Annotated in this window: 23 protein-coding genes; 15 read left to right on the top strand and 8 right to left on the bottom strand. The window is 41.6% G+C overall.

Annotated features, from left to right (window positions below):
* Position 1: 1 nt before the first annotated feature.
* From murD to lpxC, 9 genes are all read left to right on the top strand, one after another.
* The gene (gene murD, locus AC4IFO_RS09000) at positions 2-1,312 is read left to right on the top strand and encodes a UDP-N-acetylmuramoyl-L-alanine--D-glutamate ligase (protein WP_490733624.1); all 1,311 of its coding nucleotides are present in this window, start codon (positions 2-4) and stop codon (positions 1,310-1,312) included.
* Positions 1,312-2,505 carry a cell division protein FtsW gene (gene ftsW / locus AC4IFO_RS08995; RefSeq protein ID WP_490733623.1) on the top strand — a complete coding sequence of 398 codons (1,194 nt, stop codon included), beginning with the start codon at positions 1,312-1,314 and terminating at the stop codon, positions 2,503-2,505. The genes murD and ftsW overlap by 1 nt, the downstream gene beginning before the upstream one ends.
* Positions 2,502-3,575 carry an undecaprenyldiphospho-muramoylpentapeptide beta-N-acetylglucosaminyltransferase gene (gene murG / locus AC4IFO_RS08990; RefSeq protein WP_490733621.1) on the top strand — a complete coding sequence of 358 codons (1,074 nt, stop codon included), beginning with the start codon at positions 2,502-2,504 and terminating at the stop codon, positions 3,573-3,575. Before ftsW ends, murG begins: the two co-directional genes overlap by 4 nt.
* A gap of 44 nt (positions 3,576-3,619) precedes the next feature.
* Positions 3,620-5,083, top strand: a complete 1,464-nt coding sequence (gene murC, locus AC4IFO_RS08985; RefSeq protein ID WP_225819189.1) for a UDP-N-acetylmuramate--L-alanine ligase — start codon at positions 3,620-3,622, stop codon at positions 5,081-5,083.
* 2 nt (positions 5,084-5,085) lie between these two features.
* A complete protein-coding gene (locus AC4IFO_RS08980; RefSeq protein ID WP_490733619.1) occupies positions 5,086-6,006 on the top strand; it encodes a D-alanine--D-alanine ligase in 921 nt (306 codons plus the stop codon).
* A 1-nt stretch (position 6,007) separates the two neighbouring features.
* On the top strand, positions 6,008-6,814 hold the full coding sequence (gene ftsQ, locus AC4IFO_RS08975; protein ID WP_490733617.1) for a cell division protein FtsQ: 807 nt from the start codon (positions 6,008-6,010) through the stop codon (positions 6,812-6,814).
* 35 nt (positions 6,815-6,849) lie between these two features.
* Positions 6,850-8,106, top strand: coding sequence for a cell division protein FtsA (gene ftsA, locus AC4IFO_RS08970; RefSeq protein ID WP_225819186.1), 1,257 nt, complete (start codon positions 6,850-6,852; stop codon positions 8,104-8,106).
* Positions 8,107-8,166: 60 nt separating this feature from the next.
* Positions 8,167-9,327 (top strand): cell division protein FtsZ, encoded by a 1,161-nt coding sequence (ftsZ, locus tag AC4IFO_RS08965; protein WP_206082694.1) that lies wholly within the window; start codon positions 8,167-8,169, stop codon positions 9,325-9,327.
* 99 nt (positions 9,328-9,426) lie between these two features.
* Positions 9,427-10,344: a UDP-3-O-acyl-N-acetylglucosamine deacetylase gene (gene lpxC, locus AC4IFO_RS08960; RefSeq protein WP_206082693.1), complete on the top strand. Its 918-nt coding sequence runs from the start codon at positions 9,427-9,429 to the stop codon at positions 10,342-10,344.
* Positions 10,345-10,371: 27 nt separating this feature from the next.
* On the opposite strand, the gene AC4IFO_RS08955 is transcribed toward lpxC, so the two are convergent.
* Entirely contained in the window at positions 10,372-10,893 is a 522-nt protein-coding gene (locus AC4IFO_RS08955; protein ID WP_490733615.1) for a DUF721 domain-containing protein, read from the bottom strand.
* A gap of 77 nt (positions 10,894-10,970) precedes the next feature.
* Between AC4IFO_RS08955 and secM the strand changes: the two genes are divergently transcribed.
* From secM to mutT, 3 genes are all read left to right on the top strand, one after another.
* On the top strand, positions 10,971-11,498 hold the full coding sequence (gene secM / locus AC4IFO_RS08950; RefSeq protein WP_490733613.1) for a secA translation cis-regulator SecM: 528 nt from the start codon (positions 10,971-10,973) through the stop codon (positions 11,496-11,498).
* A gap of 91 nt (positions 11,499-11,589) precedes the next feature.
* The gene (secA, locus tag AC4IFO_RS08945; RefSeq protein WP_219246532.1) at positions 11,590-14,301 is read left to right on the top strand and encodes a preprotein translocase subunit SecA; all 2,712 of its coding nucleotides are present in this window, start codon (positions 11,590-11,592) and stop codon (positions 14,299-14,301) included.
* Between the two features lie 64 nt (positions 14,302-14,365).
* Positions 14,366-14,758 (top strand): 8-oxo-dGTP diphosphatase MutT, encoded by a 393-nt coding sequence (gene mutT, locus AC4IFO_RS08940; protein WP_490733610.1) that lies wholly within the window; start codon positions 14,366-14,368, stop codon positions 14,756-14,758.
* Between the two features lie 74 nt (positions 14,759-14,832).
* On the opposite strand, the gene yacG is transcribed toward mutT, so the two are convergent.
* The 7 genes from yacG to ampD all read right to left on the bottom strand — a co-directional run bounded on the left by yacG (position 14,833) and on the right by ampD (position 20,436).
* On the bottom strand, positions 14,833-15,030 hold the full coding sequence (yacG, locus tag AC4IFO_RS08935; RefSeq protein WP_490733608.1) for a DNA gyrase inhibitor YacG: 198 nt from the start codon (positions 15,028-15,030) through the stop codon (positions 14,833-14,835).
* A 16-nt stretch (positions 15,031-15,046) separates the two neighbouring features.
* Positions 15,047-15,805, bottom strand: coding sequence for a cell division protein ZapD (zapD, locus tag AC4IFO_RS08930; protein WP_490733606.1), 759 nt, complete (start codon positions 15,803-15,805; stop codon positions 15,047-15,049).
* A gap of 8 nt (positions 15,806-15,813) precedes the next feature.
* Entirely contained in the window at positions 15,814-16,419 is a 606-nt protein-coding gene (coaE, locus tag AC4IFO_RS08925) for a dephospho-CoA kinase (RefSeq protein ID WP_490733604.1), read from the bottom strand.
* A 160-nt stretch (positions 16,420-16,579) separates the two neighbouring features.
* Positions 16,580-17,767: a type II secretion system F family protein gene (locus AC4IFO_RS08920; protein WP_490733602.1), complete on the bottom strand. Its 1,188-nt coding sequence runs from the start codon at positions 17,765-17,767 to the stop codon at positions 16,580-16,582.
* 1 nt (position 17,768) lies between these two features.
* The gene (locus AC4IFO_RS08915; protein ID WP_490733600.1) at positions 17,769-19,166 is read right to left on the bottom strand and encodes an ATPase, T2SS/T4P/T4SS family; all 1,398 of its coding nucleotides are present in this window, start codon (positions 19,164-19,166) and stop codon (positions 17,769-17,771) included.
* Positions 19,167-19,178: 12 nt separating this feature from the next.
* Positions 19,179-19,604: a prepilin peptidase-dependent pilin gene (ppdD, locus tag AC4IFO_RS08910; protein WP_490733598.1), complete on the bottom strand. Its 426-nt coding sequence runs from the start codon at positions 19,602-19,604 to the stop codon at positions 19,179-19,181.
* A gap of 289 nt (positions 19,605-19,893) precedes the next feature.
* Positions 19,894-20,436: a 1,6-anhydro-N-acetylmuramyl-L-alanine amidase AmpD gene (gene ampD / locus AC4IFO_RS08905; RefSeq protein WP_490733596.1), complete on the bottom strand. Its 543-nt coding sequence runs from the start codon at positions 20,434-20,436 to the stop codon at positions 19,894-19,896.
* A 105-nt stretch (positions 20,437-20,541) separates the two neighbouring features.
* Here ampD and nadC point away from each other — a divergent pair, with 105 nt between their 5' ends.
* The 3 genes from nadC (at position 20,542) to aceE (ending at position 25,657) form a co-directional block, all read left to right on the top strand.
* Positions 20,542-21,441, top strand: a complete 900-nt coding sequence (nadC, locus tag AC4IFO_RS08900; RefSeq protein ID WP_490733594.1) for a carboxylating nicotinate-nucleotide diphosphorylase — start codon at positions 20,542-20,544, stop codon at positions 21,439-21,441.
* A 607-nt stretch (positions 21,442-22,048) separates the two neighbouring features.
* Positions 22,049-22,819, top strand: coding sequence for a pyruvate dehydrogenase complex transcriptional repressor PdhR (pdhR, locus tag AC4IFO_RS08895; protein ID WP_490733592.1), 771 nt, complete (start codon positions 22,049-22,051; stop codon positions 22,817-22,819).
* Positions 22,820-22,990: 171 nt separating this feature from the next.
* Complete coding sequence (aceE, locus tag AC4IFO_RS08890; RefSeq protein WP_490733591.1) at positions 22,991-25,657, top strand: pyruvate dehydrogenase (acetyl-transferring), homodimeric type; 2,667 nt, start codon at positions 22,991-22,993, stop codon at positions 25,655-25,657.
* The last annotated feature ends 5 nt before the right edge of the window (positions 25,658-25,662 follow it).

Below are 25,662 nucleotides of genomic sequence, written 5' to 3'. Positions count from 1 at the left end.
TATGGTCGATTATCAGGGTAAGAACGTTGTCATTATAGGTCTGGGAGTTACAGGCCTATCTTGCGTTCAATTTTTCATTGAGCGTGGTGTTGTGCCACGCGTGATGGATACCCGTGCAACACCTCCGGGTGTGGATAAACTGCCTGAAAATGTGCAGTGCCATAGCGGAAGTTTGAACAACGTATGGCTTCAAGAAGCGGATTTGATTGTTGCAAGCCCAGGGATTGCATTAGCGACACCACAATTGCAGGAAGCTGCGCAAAACGGTATTGAAATCGTCGGTGATATTGAGCTGTTTTGCCGTGAAGCGGATGCGCCAATTGTGGCGATTACAGGGTCAAACGGGAAAAGCACAGTCACCTCGTTAGTGGGGGAGATGGCGAGCGCGGCAGGGATTTCTGTCGGTGTAGGCGGCAATATTGGCACGCCAGCGCTGTCTTTACTCAATTCAGGCCATGCATTGTACGTTTTAGAGCTATCCAGTTTCCAACTCGAAACCACATCAAGCCTAAAAGCGGCTGCAGCAACGGTACTGAATATTAGCGAAGACCATATGGACAGATATCCTCTGGGCTTAGCGCAATACCGCAGCGCGAAATTAAAAATTTATCAGGGTGCACAAAATTGCATCGTGAATAGGCAAGATGCGTTAACACTGCCTGAAAACAAATCAGCTGATGAATGTATTGGTTTTGGGGTAAACAGTGGCGAGTATTGTTTTGATTCAAAAAAACGTCTGTTGGTGGTCAACGGCGAAACACTGTTAGACGTCAAAGAGATGCACCTGTCAGGGCAGCACAACTATTTGAACGCATTGGCTGCGTTAGCCCTTGCGGATGCAGTGAACATTCCGCGTCCAGCGTGTATTGAGGTATTGAAAACCTATGCAGGTTTAGCACATCGCTTTGAATTAGTGTTATTTAACAATGGTGTACGTTGGATTAATGACTCTAAAGCCACCAATGTGGGTAGCACTGAAGCGGCACTGAATGGTCTGCACGTTGACGGCTCAGTCTATTTATTGTTAGGTGGTGATGGTAAATCAGCCGATTTTTCATCATTAAAACAATATATTGCAGCGGATAACTACCATTTATATTGCTTTGGCCGTGATGGCAAATCATTAGCCGCTTTAGCCCCTGAAAAATCAGTATTAACTGACACGATGGAACAAAGTTTACGCCAAATTGCGCCGCAATTAAAAGCAGGGGACATGGTGTTATTATCGCCAGCTTGCGCCAGTTTAGATCAGTTTAAAAACTTTGAGCAACGTGGCGCTGTTTTTGCGCAATTAGCGAAGGAGCTTGGGTAATGACTATACCGGGTGCGATGCGTTTAAAAAATTGGGTCATTGGCGAAAAAAATGGCGTGATTTCAGGCTCAACGCTGTACGACCGTACATTAGTATGGTTGGCATTCGGTTTAGCGGCAATCGGCTTCATTATGGTGACCTCTGCTTCGATGCCTGTTGGGCAACGTTTGACAGAAGACCCGTTTTACTTTGCAAAACGTGATGTGGTCTATTTGGTTATAGCTTTCGCCTTATCATTAGCGGTTATGCGTATCCCGATGGCCTTTTGGGAAAAGTATAATTTCCTATTTCTGATGGGCTCATTGGGCATGCTAGTGGTGGTATTAGTCGCAGGGAGCTCAGTTAACGGGGCATCTCGCTGGATTGACGTTGGGCTTGTGAAAATTCAGCCTGCTGAAATTTCGAAATTTACCCTATTTTGCTATGTTTCAAGCTACTTAGTACGCAAGTCAGAAGAAGTCCGCACTCGCTTCCTCGGGTTTATCAAACCGATGTGTATTTTGATTGTGATGGCGTCATTACTGCTTTTACAGCCAGACTTGGGTACGGTCATTGTATTAGTCGTCACCACATTAGGTTTACTGTTTTTAGCGGGTGCAAGGTTAGCACCGTTTATTATTGGTATCGCCACCTGTGCGGTGGGGGTATTAGCGCTGATCTGGTTTGAGCCTTACCGTTTGCGCCGTGTAACCTCGTTCTTGAACCCATGGGATGACCCATTTGGTAGTGGTTACCAGTTAACACAATCGTTAATGGCATTTGGTCGTGGTGAAATGTTAGGCCAAGGGTTAGGTAATTCCGTTCAAAAACTGGAATACCTCCCTGAAGCACACACTGACTTTATTTTCTCCGTGTTAGCGGAAGAACTGGGCTATGTGGGAGTTGTATTAGTCCTGTTAATGGTATTTATGTTGGCATTTAGGGCGATGATGATTGGTCGTCGCGCGCTGATGTCTAACCAATTATTTGGCGGCTATATGGCTTGTTCAATCGGCATTTGGTTTACTTTCCAAGCCTTGGTTAACGTCGGTGCAGCCTCCGGTATGCTGCCAACGAAAGGGTTAACGTTACCCCTAATTAGTTATGGTGGTTCCAGTTTATTAGTGATGGCCGCAGCGATAGCGGTATTACTGCGAATTGATTTTGAAACACGTCTAGAAAAAGCGCAGGCGTTTGTAAGGAGTACCAAATGAGTCAGCCAAAAAAATTACTCGTCATGGCAGGTGGAACAGGAGGGCATGTCTTTCCGGGGCTCGCTGTGGCGCATTATTTGCAGGCTCAGGGCTGGGAAATTCGCTGGTTAGGTACTGCAGATAGAATGGAAGCGACCTTAGTGCCAAAACATGGCATAGACATTGAATTTATTCAGATTTCAGGTCTAAGAGGCAAAGGCATTGCTGCACAGTTAGGCGCACCATGGCGTATTTATAAAGCAATACGACAAGCGAAAACAATCATCAAGCGTTATCAGCCCGACGCGGTATTAGGCATGGGCGGGTATGTTTCAGGCCCCGGCGGTATTGCGGCCTGGCAGTGTGGTGTTCCGGTTGTTTTGCATGAGCAAAATGGCATCGCGGGCTTGACGAATAAATGGCTATCACGCATTGCAAAACGGGTTTTGCAAGCATTTCCGGGAGCTTTCCCTGATGCGCCTGTCGTTGGTAACCCTGTTCGTGAAGATGTGTTGGCACTTCCTGCGCCTGCTGCTCGCTTAGCTGGGCGAGAAGGCGCGATACGCGTATTAGTTGTTGGTGGTAGCCAAGGCGCACGAATTTTAAACCAAGTGATGCCTCAGGTTGCTGCAAAAGTAGGCAAACAGTTAAATATCTGGCATCAAGCGGGAAAAGGCAGTAAGGAATCCACTGAAGCGTTGTATAATGAACAGCTGCAAGTTTCAGGCAATTCTGAGTATAAAGTTACTGAATTTATTGACGATATGGCGCAAGCTTATGCTTGGGCAGATATTGTTGTATGCCGTTCTGGCGCATTGACCGTCAGTGAAGTTGCAGCGGCAGGTTTACCTGCTATTTTTGTGCCTTTTCAGCACAAAGACCGCCAACAATATTGGAACGCATTACCACTGGAAAAAGCAGGCGCCGCGAAGATCTTAGAACAGCCACAATTTACCGCAGAAGCGGTAGCAAGCTTGCTGGAACAGTGGGATAGAGCAGAATTGTTGTCGATGGCTGAAAAAGCCCATGATTGTGCGATTAGTGATGCAACCGAGCGTGTTGCCGCCGTGATTTGCGAAGTGGCTAAATAGCTTTAGTCACATTTGATACGAATTTATAAAGAAGCGAAAACAGAGTGAATACACAACAATTAGCGAAATTAAGAACATCAGTGCCAGAAATGAGAAGAGTCAGGCACATCCATTTTGTCGGCATCGGTGGTGCTGGCATGGGTGGTATCGCTGAAGTGTTGGCAAATGAAGGCTATGAAATTAGTGGTTCAGACTTGGCGCCCAATGCTGTGACTCAACAATTAACCGAATTAGGTGCAACGATTTATTTTAATCACCGTCCGGAAAATGTTGAGAATGCCAGTGTGGTTGTCGTTTCAACGGCGATTTCAAGTGAAAACCCTGAAATTCAGGCAGCGAAAGAACTCCGTATTCCGGTTATTCGTCGCGCTGAAATGCTCGCTGAACTCATGCGCTACCGTCATGGTATCGCCGTTGCAGGGACTCACGGTAAAACCACTACGACCGCAATGATTTCAGGTATTTACGCTCAAGCAGGTTTAGACCCAACGTTTGTTAACGGTGGGTTAGTGAAATCAGCGGGCACACATGCTCGCTTGGGTAGCAGCCGTTACCTGATTGCAGAAGCGGATGAAAGTGATGCCTCGTTCTTGCATTTGCAGCCATTGGTGGCAGTCGTGACCAATATCGAAGCTGACCACATGGATACTTACCAAGGCAACTTTGATAATTTAACGGACACGTTCATTAATTTCCTGCATAACTTACCATTCTATGGCCGTGCAGTGATGTGCATTGATGACCCTGTTATCCGTTCATTGCTACCAAAGATTGGCCGTTACATCACTACTTATGGTTTCAGTGAAGACGCCGATGTGCGTATCACCAAATATGAACAAAAAGGTAATCAAGGCTTTTTCACTATTGCCCGTGAAAATATGCCGGAATTGACGGTCGTATTGAACGCACCAGGTCGCCATAATGCACTAAACGCCACTGCTGCAGTTGCGGTTGCGACGGAAGAAGGCATTGATGATTTACACATTTTGTCTGCACTAGTGGAATTCCAAGGCACTGGTCGCCGTTTTGATTTCTTGGGTAATTTCGCATTACGCAATGTTAACGGCAAAGAGGGTGAGGTCATGTTAGTGGATGACTATGGTCATCACCCAACTGAAGTGGATGCCACTATTAAAGCGGCGAGAGCAGGCTGGCCAGATAAACGCATTGTGATGATATTTCAACCTCATCGTTATACACGTACCCGTGATTTATACGATGACTTTGTCAATGTATTAGGGCAAGTGGATGTGTTATTGATGCTGGATGTGTATTCAGCGGGTGAAAAGCACGTTGCAGGGGCAGATAGCCGCTCATTATGCCGCACAATTCGCGGTCGTGGCCAGATTGATCCGATTTATGTTTCGGAGCCGGAACAGATTTCTCATCTTTTAGCTCAAACTCTTGATGAAAATGATTTAATTTTAGTTCAAGGCGCAGGAAATATTGGTAAAATAGCCAAAACACTCGCGGAAACGAAATTACAGCCGCCGATGGTCGAGGAATAAACATGGCAGAGAAAATTGCGGTGCTATTTGGTGGGACATCAGCTGAACGTGAAGTATCACTTCAGTCAGGAAATGCCGTGCTGGCAGGGCTTCGTCAAGGCGGGGTTGATGCGCATCCTATTGATACCAAAACTTTCCCTGTTATTACGCTAAAAGAAGCAGGTTTTGATAAAGTTTTCATCGCATTACATGGTCGTGGCGGTGAAGATGGTACAATTCAAGGAATGCTTGAATACCTTGGCTTGCCTTACACGGGAAGTGGTGTGATGGCATCGGCACTGAGCATGGATAAACTCAGAACAAAACAATTATGGCAAGGTGCGGGACTAAGTGTATCTCCTTATATATACTTAACTAAACAGCAACATTTGCAGATGAGCCGTGAACAAATCACTGCAAAAGTTAACACACTGGGTTTGCCATTAATTGTAAAACCCAGTTTAGAAGGTTCGAGTGTTGGTATGAGCAAAGTGGATAGCTTAGATGCGCTGCCTGCGGCACTTGAATTAGCGTTTCGTTTCGACGAAACCGTATTAGTTGAAAAGTGGCTCAGTGGTCCTGAATACACCATCGCGGTGTTAGGTGATAAAACCCTACCGTCGATTCGTATCCAGCCACCGGGGATATTTTATGACTACGAAGCAAAATATTTGTCTGATGAGACGCAATATTTCTGCCCAAGTGGATTAGATGCACAGCGTGAGTCTGAGCTTACCGAATTAGCGATGAACGCTTATTTAGCGGTTGGTTGTGATGGCTGGGGGCGCGTTGATGTAATGCAAGATAGCGATGGCCAGTTTTACTTGTTAGAAGTGAACACGTCGCCGGGTATGACAAGCCACAGCCTAGTGCCAATGGCTGCGCGTCAGGCAGGTTTAGATTTTTCGCAGTTAGTTGTGCGAATTTTAGAATTGGCTCGTTGATATGTCACAAGCAGCGTTAAACGTCAGGCATCATAAGAATCACAACGATGATGACCCACGTTCTGGTCCAAGTAATGGGACATTTTTAGGTGGGTTGTTCTTCTTTCTCATCGTTGTGGGCACCATCGTTTGGAGCGGTTGGATGGTGATGACATGGATGAAAGATGCCGACAGATTACCGATGTCAAAGCTTGTCCTAACGGGTGAGCGGCATTACACCAAGAATGACGATGTCAGAAAGGCGATTTTATCATTAGGGCAACCGGGTACGTTTATGACTGTTGATGTCAACGCTATCCAGAACCAAATAAGCATGATGCCATGGATACGCCAAGTCACAGTGCGTAAACAATGGCCTGATGAATTAAAGATTCATATTGTTGAGTATCGACCATACGCCAGATGGAACGACCAAAACATGGTGGATGCGGAAGGCAGGGTATTTAACTTGCCCGCAAGCGAAAGTGGCAAAGGGGATTATGTCTTGCTTTATGGCCCACAAGGGAGCCAAAAAGAGGTCCTAAAAGAGTTAGCCAACTTTCAAAGTACGTTAGCGACAAACAAACTAAAACTTAAATCGTTATCAATGACAGCCCGTCATGCGTGGCAGATTATTTTGGATAACGACACCCGAATCGAACTGGGTAAAAAAGATGTTTTAGAGCGGTTAAATCGGTTCCTTGAACTGTATCCGCTCTTGCAGCAAACAACGGATAAACGAGTCGACTATGTTGACTTACGTTATACCAGTGGTGCTGCGGTGGGCTGGGCACCAGTTTTGGTCGATGCACCACCGGGGTTACAATAAAAAATATTGCTAATAACTCAAATTAGGCAGAAGAAATGATTAAAGCAACGGACAGAAAATTAGTGGTAGGCCTTGAAATTGGAACTTCCAAGGTATCGGCCCTTGTTGGCGAAATTCTGCCCGATGGTATGGTTAATATTATCGGGGTGGGAAGCTGTCCATCTCGTGGAATGGATAAAGGCGGCGTAAACGACTTAGAGTCTGTCGTAAAATGTGTTCAAAGAGCTATCGACCAAGCAGAGCTGATGGCAGATTGCCAAATTTCCTCTGTCTATCTGGCGCTTTCAGGTAAACACGTCAGCTGCCAAAATGAAATTGGTATGGTGCCAGTTTCTGAAGAAGAAGTGACGCAAGAAGATGTTGATAGTGTTGTGCATACGGCGAAATCAGTGCGTGTTCGTGATGAACATCGAATTTTGCACGTGATCCCGCAAGAATTTGCTATCGACTACCAAGAAGGGATTAAAAACCCCGTTGGTTTGTCGGGTGTGCGTATGCAAGCAAAAGTTCATTTGATTACTTGCCATAATGATATGGCGAAAAATATTGTGAAAGCTGTTGAGCGCTGTGGGTTAAAAGTTGACCAGCTGATTTTTGCTGGTCTCGCAGCAAGCTATAGCGTCTTAACCGAAGATGAACGTGAATTAGGTGTGTGTGTGGTTGATATCGGTGGTGGTACCATGGATATGGCCGTTTATACAGGCGGTGCGTTACGCCATACAAAAGTGATCCCTTATGCAGGGAATGTCGTGACCAGCGATATTGCCTATGCTTTCGGTACACCACCAAGTGATGCAGAAGCCATTAAAGTACGTCATGGTTGCGCTGTTGGTTCGATTGTGAGTAAAGACGAAACGGTGGAAGTGCCGAGTGTCGGTGGTCGACCACCAAGAAGTTTACAGCGTCAAACCTTAGCAGAAGTCATCGAGCCGCGGTATACTGAGCTGTTAAACTTAGTAAATGAAGAAATTTTAAATTTACAGGAACAGTTACGTCAACAAGGTGTCAAACACCATTTAGCGGCAGGTATTGTCTTAACGGGCGGTGCCGCACAGATTGACGGTTTAGTTGAATGTGCGCAAAAAGTGTTCCATACCCAAGTAAGAATCGGCACTCCGCTAAATATTACAGGGTTAACAGATTACGCGCAGGAGCCATACTACTCTACCGCAGTTGGGCTTCTGCATTACGGTAAAGAAAGCCATCTTGGTGATGATACCGAAACAGAAAAGCGTGCCTCAGTCACAGGTTGGTTCAGTAAAATCACCAGTTGGTTGAGAAAAGAATTCTAATTTTAATAAAGAAGCTTATTATTAGCTTCGAAAGTAGTAAGCACAAAACGGAGAGACATTATGTTTGAACCAATGGAGCTAACTAACGATGCGGTGATTAAAGTCATCGGCGTTGGTGGCGGCGGCGGTAATGCCGTTGAACACATGGTGCGTGAGCGTATTGAAGGCGTTGAGTTCTTCGCCGTCAACACGGACGCACAGGCACTGCGTAAAACCGCAGTTGGACAAACTATCCAGATCGGTACCGGTATTACAAAAGGTCTGGGTGCAGGTGCAAACCCTGAAGTCGGCCGCAATGCCGCAGAAGAAGACCGCGAAGCGCTACGTAATGCATTAGATGGCGCGGACATGGTCTTCATCGCTGCGGGTATGGGCGGTGGTACAGGCACTGGTGCGGCTCCGGTCGTTGCCGAAGTGGCTAAAGAATTGGGTATTCTGACAGTTGCAGTCGTGACTAAGCCTTTCAACTTTGAAGGCAAAAAACGTATGGCATTTGCAGAAGCGGGTATCACTGAGTTATCAAAACACGTAGACTCACTGATCACTATCCCAAATGACAAATTATTAAAAGTTCTTGGTCGTGGTATCTCATTACTGGATGCTTTTGGTGCGGCAAACGACGTACTTAAAGGTGCAGTACAGGGTATCGCAGAACTGATTACTCGCCCAGGTTTAATGAACGTGGACTTTGCTGACGTGCGTACTGTTATGTCAGAAATGGGCTACGCGATGATGGGTTCTGGTGTGGCACGCGGTGAAGATAGAGCCGAAGAAGCTGCTGAAATGGCAATTTCTAGCCCATTACTGGAAGACATCGACCTGTCAGGCGCTCGTGGTGTGTTAGTCAACATCACCGCTGGTTTCGACCTGCGTTTAGATGAGTTTGAAACGGTAGGTAACACTATCCGTGCATTCGCATCTGATAATGCGACTGTGGTAATCGGTACTTCTCTCGACCCAGAAATGCACGAAGAGCTGCGTGTTACAGTTGTTGCAACAGGTATTGGTATGGACAAACGTCCTGAAATTACCTTAGTTAGCAATAAAATGTCACAGCAAGCGTCAATGGAGCAACGCTATCAGCAAATGCAAAATAGCATGTCTTCATTAACCGAAGAGAAACCAGCAGCGGCTAAAGCGGTCAATGACCAAAATACGCAAACAAACAAAGAACCAGATTATCTCGATATTCCTGCGTTCTTGCGTAAGCAGGCCGATTAATTTTATTTATATTGGATTCTCCGCTTTTTGTGCTAAAATTTCCTACTGATTATCTTGTATGATGATCAGTAGGACTTATAACATTGCGAGAAATAGACGATGATCAAACAACGGACATTAAAACGTATTATTACAGCGACTGGTGTTGGTTTACATACCGGCAAAAAAGTTACGCTGACTTTACGTCCAGCGCCGGCAAACACCGGGGTCATCTACCGTCGTACTGACCTTAATCCACCGGTTGATTTTCCGGCAGATGCGAAATCAGTTCGTGATACCATGTTATGTACTTGCTTAGTCAATGAAGATAACGTACGTATTTCGACTGTTGAGCATTTGAATGCTGCATTAGCAGGGTTAGGTATTGATAACATTGTTATTGAAGTCAATGCGCCTGAAATCCCAATTATGGATGGCAGTGCTGCACCGTTTGTTTTCTTACTGCTAGATGGCGGTATTGAAGAATTGAATTGTGCGAAGAAATTTTTACGTATTAAAGAAACTGTTCGTGTTGAAGATGGCGATAAGTGGGCAGAAATGAGACCTTATAATGGTTTCAGTCTGGATTTCACTATCGATTTCCAACACCCGGCGATTGATAGCAGCACTCAGCGCTATTCACTTGATTTCTCTGCGGAGTCATTTGTGAACCAAATCAGCCGTGCACGTACATTTGGTTTTATGCGTGATATCGAATATCTGCAATCCCAAGGCTTATGCTTAGGCGGTAGTTTCGACTGTGCTATCGTTGTTGATGACTATAAAGTCCTCAATGAAGATGGCTTACGTTTTGAAGATGAATTCGTTCGTCACAAAATGTTGGATGCAATTGGTGACTTATTTATGTGTGGGCACAACATTATTGGCGCATTCACTGCGTTCAAATCTGGCCACGCACTGAATAACAAACTTCTGCAAGCGGTTCTTGCGAAAGAATCAGCTTGGGATCTGGTCACCTTTGAAGATGAAGCTGAACTGCCTGTGGCATTCAAAGCGCCTTCAGCTGTATACGCATAATTATTATGCGGCTAGCCCAAAACTGGGTTAGCGCTTTCTGTTGGTTGCACTAGTACTCTCTCCGGCTAGTGCAGCCAGCCGCTCAAACCTTTCTTTTAATCCTTTCGGGCTATTTTCTGCCAATTTCAATAATGCTTGTGCTGTTTGTGTGCTTATCTGCCTTTCGTTCATTTTTTGTGTTGATGCGACTGTTCGGTTAGTTAGTGAACTATTTTGTTTAGGTTTTCGCATTAAATCGGGATTGATTCTGATGTCGATAGACGATAATGATGGTAGAATAGATGTTCTTAATGCGGAAAGTAGGTTTAATTTTTCGTAATTAAGACGGGTCATCCAACTGGCATTTGCTACTTCAATGACCATAATATTATTACGGTAGTTTGCAACACGGCACATTGGCTTAACTTCAGCCGGCAATAAGCCCTTTACAGCGCGGTTCAGCTTGATAATAGCTTTCGCATTTCGCTGAATAGTTTGTAAAGTATTTGATGAATTTGCCAATGATCCCTCAAGAACATCGAAAAGTGCTTGTGGATGACTATCTCTCATTTGTGGCTCCGGCTAACAATGATGAAAACTAATGTACAGATAATAATATTGTCACGTATTCATTATATAAGAGTTTAATGGGCATTTTAAATTTTTGGCGACAACTTGGTAGAAAATACTTTTGGTCCCACCTACTATTAGGTGTGGTTGCCACGGGTGTCGGCTTGCCTACAATTTTAAATGCCCTTTCTGAATCTCAGCTTACGCAAGTTAGCTCATCGCCTGCAAACCGCCAAAACCAAGCGGTTAATGCTTTCGATAACTTGTTTGCGCAGCAAAATTCTCAGCGTTCTTCTTCCTCATCATCATACTCGGTTAATTATTGGCAGCAACATGCGGTGCGCAATGTTATTCGCCAGCTCACCTTTGCTTTTTCTGCCAATGAAGATGATGACGTAGCAACTGCAAAAGAAGAATCAGAACAGCTTATTGCACCACAGTTGATGCTAGATACGCTCTATGCCATGTTGGCACAGCGTTCGCTTCAAACGCATGAAAGCACAGTGCTAGTCAGTCATTATATTTACCCTCACTTCATTACCTACCAACCTGCGATTTGGGTTGCACAAGTACATGGCATCCGTGCTGGTCCATTAACTGCTTGATCTCTTAATAGATTTATCAATTCAATGTTGAGAAAATCTGCGCCTTAAATTTATGAAAAAAATAACTTATTGATTTAATGAGATTAAAAGTATGTTAACTAAAATTTTGACCAAAGTATTTGGTAGCCGTAATGATCGTACTCTGCGTAGACTGCGCAAAGAAGTGGAAAAAATTAACCGTCTAGAGCCTGATTTTGAAAAGTTATCAGACGATGAGTTAAAAGCCAAAACAGTTGAATTTCGCGAGCGTTTAGCGAAAGGTGAGAGCCTAGAAAGCATTATTCCAGAAGCATTTGCGACCGTGCGTGAAGCCAGCCGTCGTGTTTTTGGTATGCGTCACTTTGATGTACAGTTAATCGGTGGGATGGTACTGAATGAACGTTGTATCGCAGAAATGCGTACAGGTGAGGGTAAAACATTAACTGCGACATTACCAGCTTATATCAACGCATTAACGGGCAAAGGTGTCCACGTCGTAACGGTGAATGACTACTTAGCAAAACGTGATGCGGAAAATAACCGCCCATTATTTGAATTTTTAGGTTTAACTGTTGGTATCAACTTACCGGGTATGGCACCGCCTGCGAAGCGTGAAGCTTACGCCGCAGATATTACTTATGGTACTAACAACGAATTTGGTTTCGACTACTTACGTGACAACATGGCATTCAGCCCTGAAGAGCGTGTGCAGCGTAAACTTCACTATGCATTAGTGGATGAGGTCGACTCAATTCTTATTGATGAAGCGCGTACACCACTTATCATTTCAGGCCCCGCAGAAGACAGCTCAGAACTTTACCAAAAAGTGGATAAACTCATTCCACATCTGCAACGCCAAGAAAAAGAAGACTCTGATACGTTCCAAGGTGAAGGTCATTTCTCTGTTGATGAAAAATCACGCCAAGTCACTATCACCGAACGCGGTCTGGTGTTAATTGAAGAACTTCTGGCGAAAGAAGGCTTAATGGATGAAGGTGAGTCGTTATATTCACCAGCAAACATTATGCTTATGCACCACGTAATGGCAGGTTTACGTGCGCATGCGCTGTTCACCTTAGATGTTGACTACATTGTTAAAGATGGCCAAATCGTTATTGTTGACGAGCATACAGGTCGTACAATGGAAGGTCGTCGCTGGTCAGATGGCTTACACCAAGCGGTTGAAGCTAAAGAAGGCGTTGAAATTCAAAATGAGAACCAAACCTTAGCGTCGATTACATTCCAGAATTATTTCCGTCTATATGAAAAATTGGCGGGTATGACGGGTACAGCGGATACTGAAGCATTTGAATTTAGCTCGATTTATAAGTTAGATACCATTGTTATTCCAACGAACCGCCCAATGGTGCGTAAAGATTTGCCTGACCTCGTTTACATGAACGAAGCTGATAAATTTACGGCAATTATTGAAGATATCCGTGAAAGAACATCAAATGGTCAGCCTGTTCTAGTTGGTACAATCTCTATCGAGAAATCAGAGCTTATCTCGAATGCACTGAAAAAAGCCAAAATTAACCATAACGTTCTGAATGCAAAATTCCACGCAATGGAAGCGGATATCATCGCAAATGCGGGTCAAGCAGGCGCAGTTACTATTGCAACTAACATGGCAGGTCGTGGTACCGATATCATGTTAGGGGGAAGCTGGCAGACGGAAGTTGCTGCATTAGAAGAGCCAACGCAAGAGCAAATTGATGAAATCAAAGCTAATTGGAAAGTGCGCCATGATGCGGTTTTAGCTGCGGGTGGCTTACATATTATTGGTACAGAGCGTCATGAATCACGCCGTATCGATAACCAGTTACGTGGTCGTGCGGGTCGTCAAGGGGATGCGGGTTCTTCACGTTTCTACTTATCGATGGAAGATGCTTTGATGCGTATCTTCGCCTCTGACCGTGTTACAGGTATGATGAAAAAACTCGGTATGAAACCGGGTGAAGCCATTGAGCACCCATGGGTCACTAAAGCGATTGCGAACGCACAACGTAAAGTTGAAAGTCGTAACTTTGATATTCGTAAACAATTACTTGAATATGATGATGTTGCGAGTGATCAACGCCGTGCTATTTATACCCAGCGTAATGAATTGCTCGACGGTGGCGATATTAAAGAAACGGTTGATAGCATTCGTGAAGACGTATTTACTACCACAATGGATGCATATATTCCACCTCAATCATTAGAGGAAATGTGGGATATCGAAGGTTTGCATCAGCGTTTAGTTAATGATTTTGACCTTGATCTGCCAATGAAAGAGTGGCTGGATAAAGAACCAGAGCTGCATGAAGAAACTCTACGCGAGCGTATCATGCAAAAAGCGGTTGAAATCTATGCGCGTAAAGAAGAAATTGTTGGCGCAGAAGCGATGCGTAACTTCGAAAAAGGTGTCATGTTACAAACATTAGATACCTTATGGAAAGAGCATTTGGCTTCAATGGATTACTTACGCCAAGGCATTCACTTACGTGGCTACGCGCAAAAAGATCCAAAACAAGAATATAAACGTGAATCATTCAGTATGTTCGCTAATATGCTTGAAGCCTTGAAATATGAAGTAATTAGTACCTTATCTAAGGTTCAAGTTCGTTTGCCAGAAGAAGTTGAAGCGTTAGAGCAACAACGCCGTGAAGAAGCAGAACGTTTAGCAAAAAGACAACAGCTGAGCCATGAAACGGGCGCTGAGTCTTTAATGACAGAAACTGAAGCTAAAATGGCAACAGAAGGCCATAAAATTGGCCGTAATGATCCATGCCCTTGTGGTTCAGGTAAGAAATATAAACAATGCCATGGTCGCTTAAACTAATCGATCTTTAAATTTATATAACTAAATAATAGGCGGGGTAACCCGCCTTTTTGACGAAAAAATTATGGAAAAAAAACATCTGCACATTGCCGCTGGAGTTATTCGTAATTCACAGCAACACATTTTTATTACTAAACGCCCTGAAGGGACTCACATGGCAGGGTTTTGGGAGTTTCCCGGCGGAAAATTAGAACAAGATGAATTACCTGAGGCTGCATTAATTCGTGAACTTGAGGAAGAAGTAGGGATTATTGTCACTGAATATGAACAATTTCACCGTGTAGATCATGAGTTTGAAGATAGAATTATTACGCTTTATTTCTTTATTGTGTCTGCGTGGGATAACGAGCCTTATGGAAAAGAGGGGCAGGATTCGCGTTGGGTAGAGCAAAAAGCATTGATAGCCGATGAATTTCCGCCTGCGAATCGTATTATTGTTGATATGCTGACACGATAATATATTGAAAATAAAGTGGAAAATATACAAAATTAAAGCTGATTTACATTTTCCACTTTATGAGAAATTCACAATCAATTATCGGGTTGCTCACTCCAGTCATCACTTTCAGAAATGTCACTCTGACTAGCAATGCGTTTCTCTTCACTCGCCCATTCACCAAGATCAATTAATTGGCAGCGCTTGCTACAAAAAGGTCGAAAAGGGCTAGCTTCATTCCAAATCACAACTTTTTGACATGTTGGGCAGTTAACTTCAATAATTTCACTCATAAAACATTTCTCTACTTTAACAGCAAGATAATTCAAAACGGATCATATCAGGGAGTATACCATTCTCGCTATCTATATGCAGGAAACGTAAAGCAAAGCGTGTTTTATGACCTGAAATTTGTGGGTAAATAAAGTTTTCAGCGGGTAATTTTATGCGGAGCAATTCTTTGCCTTCAACACTATCTTGGTAAAAGCCATTATAGGATTCTTTGCTTTCAAACGTTCCTGCTTGGCGAATCAATGACAGAACTGTTTTTAAAGCATCATTAAGTGGGTCGAGACTTTGGAGCCAACCGCTGATAGCTTTATCACGCTCACTTTGTGGGACATTTAGCCATAGTTGTAATGTAGGTAAATCGAAACTGCAGCAACCACCGGGAATGCTTAAGCGTTGACGAACCATACTGATGATTTTATCTGTTCGTAAATGATGGCCAAAGCGAGGTGCTGACATTAAACGAGAAATTTTTGCTGATAAATCTGACAATAATGAGCTAATTAGCTGGTTATCAGCATTCGGATCACTAGCCCAATTTGATAAACGTGTGCGTTGCTTTTCAAGCTCTTTGATAAGATCTGAACGAACTTCGCCTCTATCAAGGATTTCAATAAGTTCTGAGACAGAACGGAAGAAGGCGATACCGGAAGAGTAGGAGGTGATATTGCTGAGCTCATAAATTTGAGACAAAAGAGTTTCAAGGCGCAACCAAGAACGGATCTTTTCATTCATTGGATATTCATAAGTGATAAAATTTGTAGCTGCTAGTTCGCCCATTTTAATTCCTATGTTTTTATTTTTGCTAATGTCAAATACTGATTGTGAAGATTTGCTACCTTGTCTTGAATGCTGGTGTCATTAGTATGGTTTGTAATAACATCATCAGCATAAGATAATCGTTTTTCGCGACTAACTTGTGCTTTTAATATATTTTTAACCTGTTCGAGACTTATATTATCTCTTTTTATTGTGCGTTGAATTTGTTCTTCAGGAGTAACATCTACAACTAATACTCTATTTGCTAAATGAGAAATGTTGTTTTCAATTAATAAAGGAACAACCCACAGGACATATGGATAAATAGCTTGCTTGAGCTGTTTTTGTGTTTCTTGTTGAATTAATGGATGAAGAAGGGCATTTAGCCATTTTTTCTCATCGGAATTTGAAAAAATAATTTCTCTTAAGAGATCTCTATTTAAAGCTCCCTCTTTAGAGACTATTCCATTACCAAAATGCGATATGATAGCCGCAAAAGCAGGAGTATTAGGCTCAACAACCTGACGAGAAATTACATCAGCATCGACAAGCGGGACTCCGAGTTTAGCAAATTCATTTGCAACGGTAGTCTTACCACTTCCTATTCCACCTGTTAGAGCAACTATATAAGGCATAAAATTATTCGTTCACCTATTGGAGATAAAAATAGATTACACTGAAATTACCCATTTGTCTTCATTCAAATTAATGTAACTGAAATAGTTAAAAATACTTATTAAACATGATTTTATATGGTTATAGTATGTTAATGATATAAGTTGCATTATCTACGAATTATAAGCCTGTAATGACGTTTCCTAAGTTAAATATTGGTAGGTACATAGCTAACATAATTATGCCAACCAACAAAGAGATACCTAGAAGAAGTATAGGCTCAAGGCTTTTAATTTTTCTCTCGATAAATAGCATATATTGATCTGTATAATAATTAGACAAATAATTCGTAAAGTATTGAAGTTTACCTGACTCTTCAGCAATCGCGATTAATTGAACGACTAAATTAGGAAATAAAGTTGTTTCTTTCATTGCGTTAGACAGTGAGCTACCTCTAAGAACAGCAGATAGAATATTTTCACAATCTTGTTTGTATTGTACATAATTGATTGTTTTTATTGTACAGCGCAAACAATCAATCAATGGAAGACCATTTTTATATGTTGATGATATTACTAGAAAATATAAATTTAGGTGGTAGTATTTGATTAAATCCTTAAGTATAGGGGTATGTAATAAGACATTATATAGGTATGGGGTTAAATTTTGCTTTATTTTAAATATAACGATAAAGCTAATAGCAACATACAACAAAAAATAAGTGTATTTTTTTTCGATAAAGTCAGATATATAAATCATGGTGGTGGTTATTAGTGGTAAATCATGCTGAAAACTATCATATATACTTTTAAATTGTGGAATTACATATAAAAATAAAATGAATAGCAACCCTCCTGAAAATAGACAAAGCGTAAATGGATAGCGTAATGATTTTTTGAGTAATCGCATTGTCCTTTCATGATGCTCTAACATAAAACTAATCGTATTGAAATTTTCATCATATTTTCCCGTTTTCTCTGCAACAAGAATAAGACTAATAATTGTGCTATTGAAAATTTGCGGGTAATTTTTTAAAAAATCAGAAAAAAGCTCTCCTTTTTCAATATGCAGAATCAAATTGTTAATAAATCCATCCCAAAAAGGAAGGTGGCTATTTTCTGATAGTATTTTTAAGCTTTGTACCAGTGTTATCCCTGATGAGGTTAAGGCGCCTAATTGATGAAAGAAAAGTATTCGGTAGTTAATATTTTTTTTGCTTAAAGTAAAAATAGCTTTGAAATTAATTCGTAAGGGAGTTAAGTTTTTTTGCGTAATGATAATAAAAGCTTTTCTTTTATTTTTTGCTATCAAAGTATCTTTAATTATCTGGTTGTGAGCATTGAGTGCAACATACGAATAAATGAACATTTCATGCCCCCTCGATACCAACAACGGCATAAATTTCTTGTAACGTTGTTTCTCCTGACTCAATGAGTTTGATACCCGCTTGAAAAAGGCGCTCAAAATTTACACTGTTGCTACCTTTCTGCTCCGGTATATCTTGAATTATTTGCTGGTCAATGTACTCATAAACAGCGGTTCTTCCCATAAAGCCAGAAAAGCAGTGCTCACAGCCCTTAGATTTCCACTCGTTAATCGTTAGCAGGTTATTTAGCTGAGTTTTTGATGGCGCAGGTATTTTACATTTAGGACATAATTTACGCACCAATCTTTGGGCTATTACCATTTTTAAGCAAGACATAAGTTGTTTTTTTTCTACACCAAGCTGCACCATACGTTCAATAGCGCTTACAGTACAATTGGTATGCAGTGTTGATAAAACTAAATGCCCTGTTTGTGCTGCACGAGTAGCTATTTGGGCTGTTACTTCATCCCTTATTTCACCGATCATTATAATATCAGGGTCTTGACGTAATAGTGCTCTAAGAATAAAAGAAAAACTAAGCTCGGATTTTTCATGAACTTGTATTTGATTTATTCCGTGTAAAGGAATTTCTATGGGATCCTCTATTGTTGAAATATTTCGAGAAGATTGATTTAGAAATTCTAAGGCACTATATAAAGTCACCGTTTTGCCACTGCCTGTAGGCCCTGTTACTAAAATTAGGCCTTGCGGCTGATTTAAGGATTTTTTTAATGAGTCTAGAAGGGAAGAGCACATCCCTATGTGCTCTAATGAATATTTTAATTGGGTATTAAGAATTCTTAATACGAGTTTTTCACCATATAAGGTGGGGATACTAGAAAGGCGAATACTGTAATTTTGCCCATCAAAATACCAATTCATTTGCCCATCTTGTGGACGCCTTTTTTCCGCAATATTCATTTTGGAAAGTATTTTTAACCGTGCAATAATTTCATTGTGGATTTCGTATGGGGCGGAGGGAAGAAAGTAAAGTTTTCCATCAACACGGATCCTAATTTTTAAACCTTGTTTCGATGGCTCAAGGTGAATATCGGATGAGCGCTTATGAATCGCAGTTCTAAGTAAATTCTCAACAAAATCAACAGCAGGGGATGTTATGTCTAATGACTCCGTCTCTTTAGGCTGATAAAGAACAATCTCCTCTTTGATTTGATGTATTGCACTATTGAAATAATGGTCAATTTTTTCTTTAGGCCAGATGTCATAACAAACAGGTACGCTAGCAATAAATTTTAGAGTTGCCATAAGGTTATCATCGGGCTTTTTAACCGTAGCGATTGATAATCGCTTCTGATTATAATCGACGATAATAATATAGTGTTTATCGCATAGTTTTTTCAGTTCTTTATAGATAAATTGGTTGTCTTTCGTTGTGTTCATAATTGTCCTTAATTAAAAACTAAACGTCTTTTCACATAAAGATTTTAAATTTGCATTATTTTTTACTTCGCATATAACATTCCATTTAAATGGTGTGTTATTTGTAGTGGGAATAGGTGTTAGGGATATATTAAGGTCCGATAACGTTTTATCTCCACTAAGTTTTATAACACCTGCTTTTACATCAATAGTTTTGATGTGTTTCCCTGATACATTATTTGGAATGTTGTCATTTCCACTATCACATTGAGATAGGCTACCAAAGTTAAAGTGGCATATTTCAACGCTATTTTTGTAAGGTAAAATGGTTTGAAGGACATCGGTCATTGCCGCTTTTTGCATATAACTTTGATAACTAGGAATAGCAATAACACCAAGTATAGATATGATTGCAATGACTACCATTATTTCGATAAGTGAAAATCCTTGTTGACGCATGATAAAACCTCCTTTGTTAAGTGAGGCTCTAGCATAAAGCGTATTTTCTAGAGATTTTATTTAGAGTAAATGATATTGCGAAGCGCTTTGTAGATAAATAAAGAAAATGATTAGTTATTACATTTTTTTTCGAGCCGCTTCGCAAAATATAATTTATCATTAATTTTGGTTTGTTTTATGCTTTTAATTAAAGAAAAATAAGTGTGTGAATAAAATGAATAGGGATATTGAAAAATATATTAGCAATTAAAAAATAGATTAATTATTAATTGCTAATAATATTATTAAATTAACATGAAAGTAGGCCATTATAATATTGCCAATCAAAGAATGGACCAGGATCGGTTTTACGCAAGGGGGCTATATTGCTATGACCCGTAATATTGTGGGCAATCAATGGATATTGAGTAATCAGTTGTTGCGTTAAAATTGCGAGAGATTGGTACTGTGATTCAGTAAAGGGCTCAAAATCAGTCCCTTCTAGCTCAATCCCTATTGAAAAGTCATTGCATTTTTCTTTTCCTTGGTAGCTAGACTGCCCAGCGTGCCAAGCACGTAAATGGAAAGGAACATATTGAATGATAGAGCCATCACGACGAATTAAACAATGAGCAGAAACACGAAGATGTTTTATCTCATCAAAAAAAGGATGCTCTTGAGGGTTTAAGGTCCCTGTAAATAATTGGTTGATATAAGGCCCGCCAAATTGGCCAGGGGGAAGGCTAATATTGTGGATAACCAGCAATGAGGGGGTAACCCCATCAGGCCGTTGATCATGATGTGGTGAGGGGATATGAGTCACATTATTTAACCAACCATCATGTATTTTCATCTCGTTATCCATAGTATTCTGTTTTCTTTTTGTCAGGGCTCGTTATCTTTGGATAGAAAGATTAGCATAGATACAATAAGACGAGAGCATATTTTGGAGTAAGAAATGGCTATACGACGTTATGATGAGCAGCAAAGACGCAGCATTCTATTAGAACGATTAGCGGTTGATATCCCTTTTATGGTGACGGTTGCGTTAAAAGAAGATCTAGGGCAAGTTGTTGACTATAAAAGAGATATTACAGGGCAACTACTTAATGAAGGTACAATGGCAGCCGCCCGTATAATTACACGGGAAAATGGCGTCTTTTGTGGTAAGCAATGGCTCGAGGAAGTCTTTCTGCAGCTAGGCGGGCAAGTCAAAATTGATTGGAAAGTGCAAGATGGCGATACTGTTACACCAAACCAAGTATTGTGTGAAATGCAGGGGCCATCTCAAGTTTTATTAACAGGGGAGCGGACTGCACTAAATTTTATTCAAACTCTCTCCTCTGTTTCGACAGCAACCGCAATATATGTAAAAGAAATAGCAGAGACGCGCGCTAAGTTACTTGATACTCGTAAAACCATTCCTGGCCTAAGAACTGCGCTGAAGTATGCTGTTCTTATGGGTGGGGGGGTTAACCATCGTTTAGGTCTTTCTGACGCATATTTAATTAAAGAAAATCATATTATTTCAGCGGGTTCTGTGGATAACGCAGTTGAACTCGCCAGACAAGCGCATCCTGACGTGCCTATTGAGATTGAAGTGGAAAGCCTAGACGAATTACTCCTCGCGCTAAAGGCAGATGCAGATATCATCATGTTAGACAACTTTACACCAACAATGATGAAAGAGGCCGTAGTGTTAACCGCTGGGAAGGCTGCGCTTGAAGTTTCAGGTAATGTGACATTAAAAACAATAAAGGAATTTGCCGAAACGGGTATTGATTTTATTTCAGTCGGAGCTTTGACTAAACACATTCAAGCAATGGACTTATCAATGCGTTTTGTTGAGAACCACTAGTTACAAGGGCTTACCCTATCGATTATTTGGCAAGAGAATTGTATGAAGCAAACTCGTCATATAGTTCTCTTGCTCCTTATACATCTCTTATTGCTATATTGGTAATTTGTTAGAATGAAAATAGGAAAGGGCACTTCTCAATAAATTTGACATTCCACTGAAATGAGATGACCAATCTTGCCAAATCAGGGCTTATTAAATTTAAGTTAAGTTTTTTTTGATTGCATTTTTAACATTAATGAAACAAAAAAGATGTAGGTTATAAGTATAATATAAAGGTTATAAGTGCATCTGATTTTTAAATCATAAAAAGTGAATAATTAGTCGGTATAATTTGTGGTTTTACGATTCAGCTTTTGGTTTTAAGCAGTAATGATTGTTTTTTATGTTAAAAATTCTCTTACCTAGTTGCTCACTTAGTTATCAAAACATGCTAAATTTTAAAAAAAATTGTTAAGATTTGCAGGATTTTATGATTTAGCGCAAGGTCTTTATGGACAGATAGTGAATACTTTGTTACTTTATTAGCCCATAAACAAATTGGTATTACCAATTAACACTGGGTAATACGTAATCAATAATTACTCACTAATGAATATGGCAGATTATGACTTACGGTAAAATTCGCCAACCAAAGTTATCAGATGTAATAGAGCAACGGCTTGAACATCTCATTTTCGAAGGGACATTGCGCCCTGGCGAAAAGCTGCCCCCTGAACGCGAACTTGCAAAGCAGTTTGACGTATCTAGGCCATCAGTGCGTGAAGCTATTCAAACATTAGAAGCGAAAGGGCTTCTATCTCGTCGCCAAGGCGGCGGAACCTTCGTACAAAAGAAAATGTGGCAAAGCTTTAGCGACCCTTTAGCTCTACTACTTGAAGGTAATCCTGAATCTCAATTTGATCTTCTCGAAACTCGTCATGCCCTTGAAGGTATTGCGGCTTATTATGCTGCACTTCGCGGTACTGAAGAAGATCTTGACCGTATTCGTCAAAGTTATGAACTTATCGAAATAGCGCAAAAAAGCGGCGAATTAGATGCTGAATCTGATGCAGTACTTCAGTATCAACTCATTGTGACGGAAGCGGCTCACAATGTGGTTTTGCTGCATCTATTGCGTTGTATGATCCCGATGTTAGAACAAAATATCCGTCAAAACTTTGAATTTTTGTATACCCGTAAAGAGATGTATAACGCAGTTAGCTCCCATAGAGCGCAAATTTTTGCAGCAATAATGGCAAGAGAGCCTGAAAAGGCGCGCGAAGCATCTCACCGTCACCTGTCCTTTATTGAAGATTTGCTATTGGATATTAGTCGAGAGCAAACTCGCAGAGAACGTTCTTTACGGCGCTTACAGCAACACCCTGATTTAACTTAATAATATAGATCCTGACTGCTGCGTCTATATTATTGTGAATGCTCTAAAAGAGAGTTAAAGCGGCAACTACATCAGGGCCTATCTTCCCGCTGTTTTAGCAACATTGGGAAAATAGCAGGAAGATAGGCTCCACATAACCATATAAAATAGATAACAGATAAGGAATACACCATGTCAGATATGTTAAAAAATGACGTGGATCCGATTGAAACTCGCGACTGGCTACAGGCGATTGAATCGGTCATCCGTGAAGAAGGTGTTGATCGTGCTCAGTTTATTATCGAACAGGTATTAAGCGAAGCGCGTAAAGGCGGCGTAAGTATTGCTGCTGGTGCATCTGGTCGTTCTGATTACATCAACACAATTGCTGTTGAAGATGAGCCTGCATACCCTGGTAACATGGACTTAGAGCGCCGTATTCGCTCTGCAATTCGCTGGAACGCAGTAATGACTGTTCTGCGCGCGTCTAAAAAAGACTTGGAACTGGGCGGCCATATGGCTTCTTTCCAGTCATCAGCAACCTTGTATGAAGTCTGCTTCAACCACTTCTTCCGCGCTCATAATAACAATGATGGCGGGGACTTAGTATTCTTCCAAGGCCACATCTCTCCAGGAATCTATGCACGTGCTTTCTTAGAAGGCCGTTTAACTGAAGAGCAAATGAACAACTTCCGTCAAGAAATTGGTGGAAATGGTCTGTCTTCATATCCGCACCCTAAATTGATGCCTGATTTCTGGCAGTTCCCAACCGTATCAATGGGTCTGGGCCCAATCAACGCTATCTATCAAGCTAAGTTCCTGAAATACCTTGATAACCGTGGCCTGAAAGATACATCTGCGCAGCGCGTATATGCATTCTTAGGTGATGGTGAAATGGATGAGCCAGAATCTAAAGGTGCAATTACTATCGCAACACGCGATAAATTAGATAACTTAGTTTTCGTTATCAACTGTAACCTGCAACGTCTGGATGGCCCAGTAACAGGTAACGGCAAAATTGTTAATGAATTAGAAGGCATCTTTAGTGGTGCTGGTTGGCAAGTTATCAAAGTTATGTGGGGCGACCGTTGGGACGAGCTGCTGCGTAAAGACACGAGCGGCAAACTTGTTCAATTAATGAACGAAACCTTAGACGGTGACTACCAAACCTTTAAATCACGTGATGGCGCATACGTCCGTGAGCACTTCTTCAATCGTTACCCAGAAACTGCTGCATTAGTTAAAGATATGACTGATGATGAGATTTGGGCACTGAACCGTGGTGGTCACGATCCGAAGAAAGTCTATGCTGCATTTGCGAAAGCAAAAGAAACCAAAGGCAAACCAACTGTTATTTTAGCGCAAACCATTAAAGGCTATGGTATGGGCGAAACAGCAGAAGGTAAAAACATTGCACACCAAGTGAAGAAAATGAACATGGACGGCGTTCGCCATTTCCGTGATCAATTCAATGTGCCAGTGGCTGATGAGCAAATCGAAAAACTGCCATACATTACTTTCGAAAAAGATTCAGAAGAGTACAAATACCTGCACGAGCGCCGTCAAGCGCTGGGTGGCTATTTACCTGCTCGCCGTGCAACTTTTGATGAGAAACTGGAAATCCCTGCTCTGGCAGATTTCAGCCAATTATTAGAAGAACAATCAAAAGAAATTTCGACCACGATCGCTTTCGTTCGTGCATTGAACGTGATGTTGAAAAACAACTCTATCAAAGAGCGTTTAGTGCCAATTATCGCTGACGAAGCGCGTACATTTGGTATGGAAGGTCTGTTCCGTCAAATCGGTATTTATAGCCCGAAAGGTCAGCAATATACGCCGCAAGACAGAGAACAAGTTGCCTACTATAAAGAAGACTCGAAAGGTCAAATCCTGCAAGAAGGTATCAACGAGCTGGGTGCAGGTTCTTCTTGGTTAGCTGCTGCAACATCTTACAGCACTAACAACTTGCCGATGATCCCTTTCTATATCTACTACTCAATGTTTGGTTTCCAACGTATTGGTGACTTAATGTGGGCAGCGGGTGACCAACAAGCGCGCGGCTTCCTGATTGGTGGTACTTCAGGTCGTACAACGCTGAACGGTGAAGGCTTACAACACGAAGATGGTCACAGCCATATTCAATCACTGACTATTCCTAACTGTATTTCTTATGACCCAGCATTCGCTTATGAAGTTGCTGTGATTATGCAAAACGGTTTAGAGCGCATGTACGGTGAGAAACAAGAGAACGTGTACTACTACATCACGACGCTGAACGAAAACTACCACATGCCTGCAATGCCAGAAGGCGCAGAAGAGGGTATCCGTAAAGGTATCTACAAACTGACTTCTGTTGAAGGTAGTAAAGGTAAAGTGCAGTTATTAGGTTCAGGTTCAATGATGCGCCACGTTCGTGAAGCGGCGGATATCCTGTCTGCTGAGTATGGCATCGGTTCTGATGTTTACAGCGTAACTTCATTCACTGAATTGGCGCGTGATGGCCAAGATTGTGAGCGTTGGAACATGCTGCACCCATCTGCAACACCACGCGTTCCATACATTGCACAAGTGATGAATGATGCGCCAGCGGTTGCATCAACTGACTACATGAAACTGTTTGCTGAACAAGTTCGTACTTACGTACCTGCAAGTGATTACCGTGTACTGGGTACTGATGGTTTTGGTCGTTCTGACAGTCGTGAAAACCTGCGTCACCACTTTGAAGTGGATACCAGCTATGTCATCGTAGCAGCGTTAGGTGAATTAGCTAAACGTGGTGAAGTTGATGTTAAAGTCGTTGAAGAAGCGATTAAAAAATACAACATCAACCCAGAAAAAGTTAACCCACGTTTGGCATAAGAGGT

It is taken from the genome of Providencia sp. UF-224 (assembly GCF_058245955.1).
This window is presented reverse-complemented; position numbering and strand designations above follow the sequence as displayed.

Coding starts and splice junctions, on each gene's coding strand:
- murD (WP_490733624.1), top strand. CDS start 2: ATGGTCGATTATCAGGGTAAGAACGTTGTCATTATAGGTCTGGGAGTT.
- ftsW (WP_490733623.1), top strand. CDS start 1,312: ATGACTATACCGGGTGCGATGCGTTTAAAAAATTGGGTCATTGGCGAA.
- murG (WP_490733621.1), top strand. CDS start 2,502: ATGAGTCAGCCAAAAAAATTACTCGTCATGGCAGGTGGAACAGGAGGG.
- AC4IFO_RS08980 (WP_490733619.1), top strand. CDS start 5,086: ATGGCAGAGAAAATTGCGGTGCTATTTGGTGGGACATCAGCTGAACGT.
- ftsQ (WP_490733617.1), top strand. CDS start 6,008: ATGTCACAAGCAGCGTTAAACGTCAGGCATCATAAGAATCACAACGAT.
- ftsA (WP_225819186.1), top strand. CDS start 6,850: ATGATTAAAGCAACGGACAGAAAATTAGTGGTAGGCCTTGAAATTGGA.
- ftsZ (WP_206082694.1), top strand. CDS start 8,167: ATGTTTGAACCAATGGAGCTAACTAACGATGCGGTGATTAAAGTCATC.
- lpxC (WP_206082693.1), top strand. CDS start 9,427: ATGATCAAACAACGGACATTAAAACGTATTATTACAGCGACTGGTGTT.
- AC4IFO_RS08955 (WP_490733615.1), bottom strand. CDS start 10,893: ATGAGAGATAGTCATCCACAAGCACTTTTCGATGTTCTTGAGGGATCA.
- secM (WP_490733613.1), top strand. CDS start 10,971: ATGGGCATTTTAAATTTTTGGCGACAACTTGGTAGAAAATACTTTTGG.
- secA (WP_219246532.1), top strand. CDS start 11,590: ATGTTAACTAAAATTTTGACCAAAGTATTTGGTAGCCGTAATGATCGT.
- mutT (WP_490733610.1), top strand. CDS start 14,366: ATGGAAAAAAAACATCTGCACATTGCCGCTGGAGTTATTCGTAATTCA.
- yacG (WP_490733608.1), bottom strand. CDS start 15,030: ATGAGTGAAATTATTGAAGTTAACTGCCCAACATGTCAAAAAGTTGTG.
- zapD (WP_490733606.1), bottom strand. CDS start 15,805: ATGGGCGAACTAGCAGCTACAAATTTTATCACTTATGAATATCCAATG.
- coaE (WP_490733604.1), bottom strand. CDS start 16,419: ATGCCTTATATAGTTGCTCTAACAGGTGGAATAGGAAGTGGTAAGACT.
- AC4IFO_RS08920 (WP_490733602.1), bottom strand. CDS start 17,767: ATGTTCATTTATTCGTATGTTGCACTCAATGCTCACAACCAGATAATT.
- AC4IFO_RS08915 (WP_490733600.1), bottom strand. CDS start 19,166: ATGAACACAACGAAAGACAACCAATTTATCTATAAAGAACTGAAAAAA.
- ppdD (WP_490733598.1), bottom strand. CDS start 19,604: ATGCGTCAACAAGGATTTTCACTTATCGAAATAATGGTAGTCATTGCA.
- ampD (WP_490733596.1), bottom strand. CDS start 20,436: ATGAAAATACATGATGGTTGGTTAAATAATGTGACTCATATCCCCTCA.
- nadC (WP_490733594.1), top strand. CDS start 20,542: ATGGCTATACGACGTTATGATGAGCAGCAAAGACGCAGCATTCTATTA.
- pdhR (WP_490733592.1), top strand. CDS start 22,049: ATGACTTACGGTAAAATTCGCCAACCAAAGTTATCAGATGTAATAGAG.
- aceE (WP_490733591.1), top strand. CDS start 22,991: ATGTCAGATATGTTAAAAAATGACGTGGATCCGATTGAAACTCGCGAC.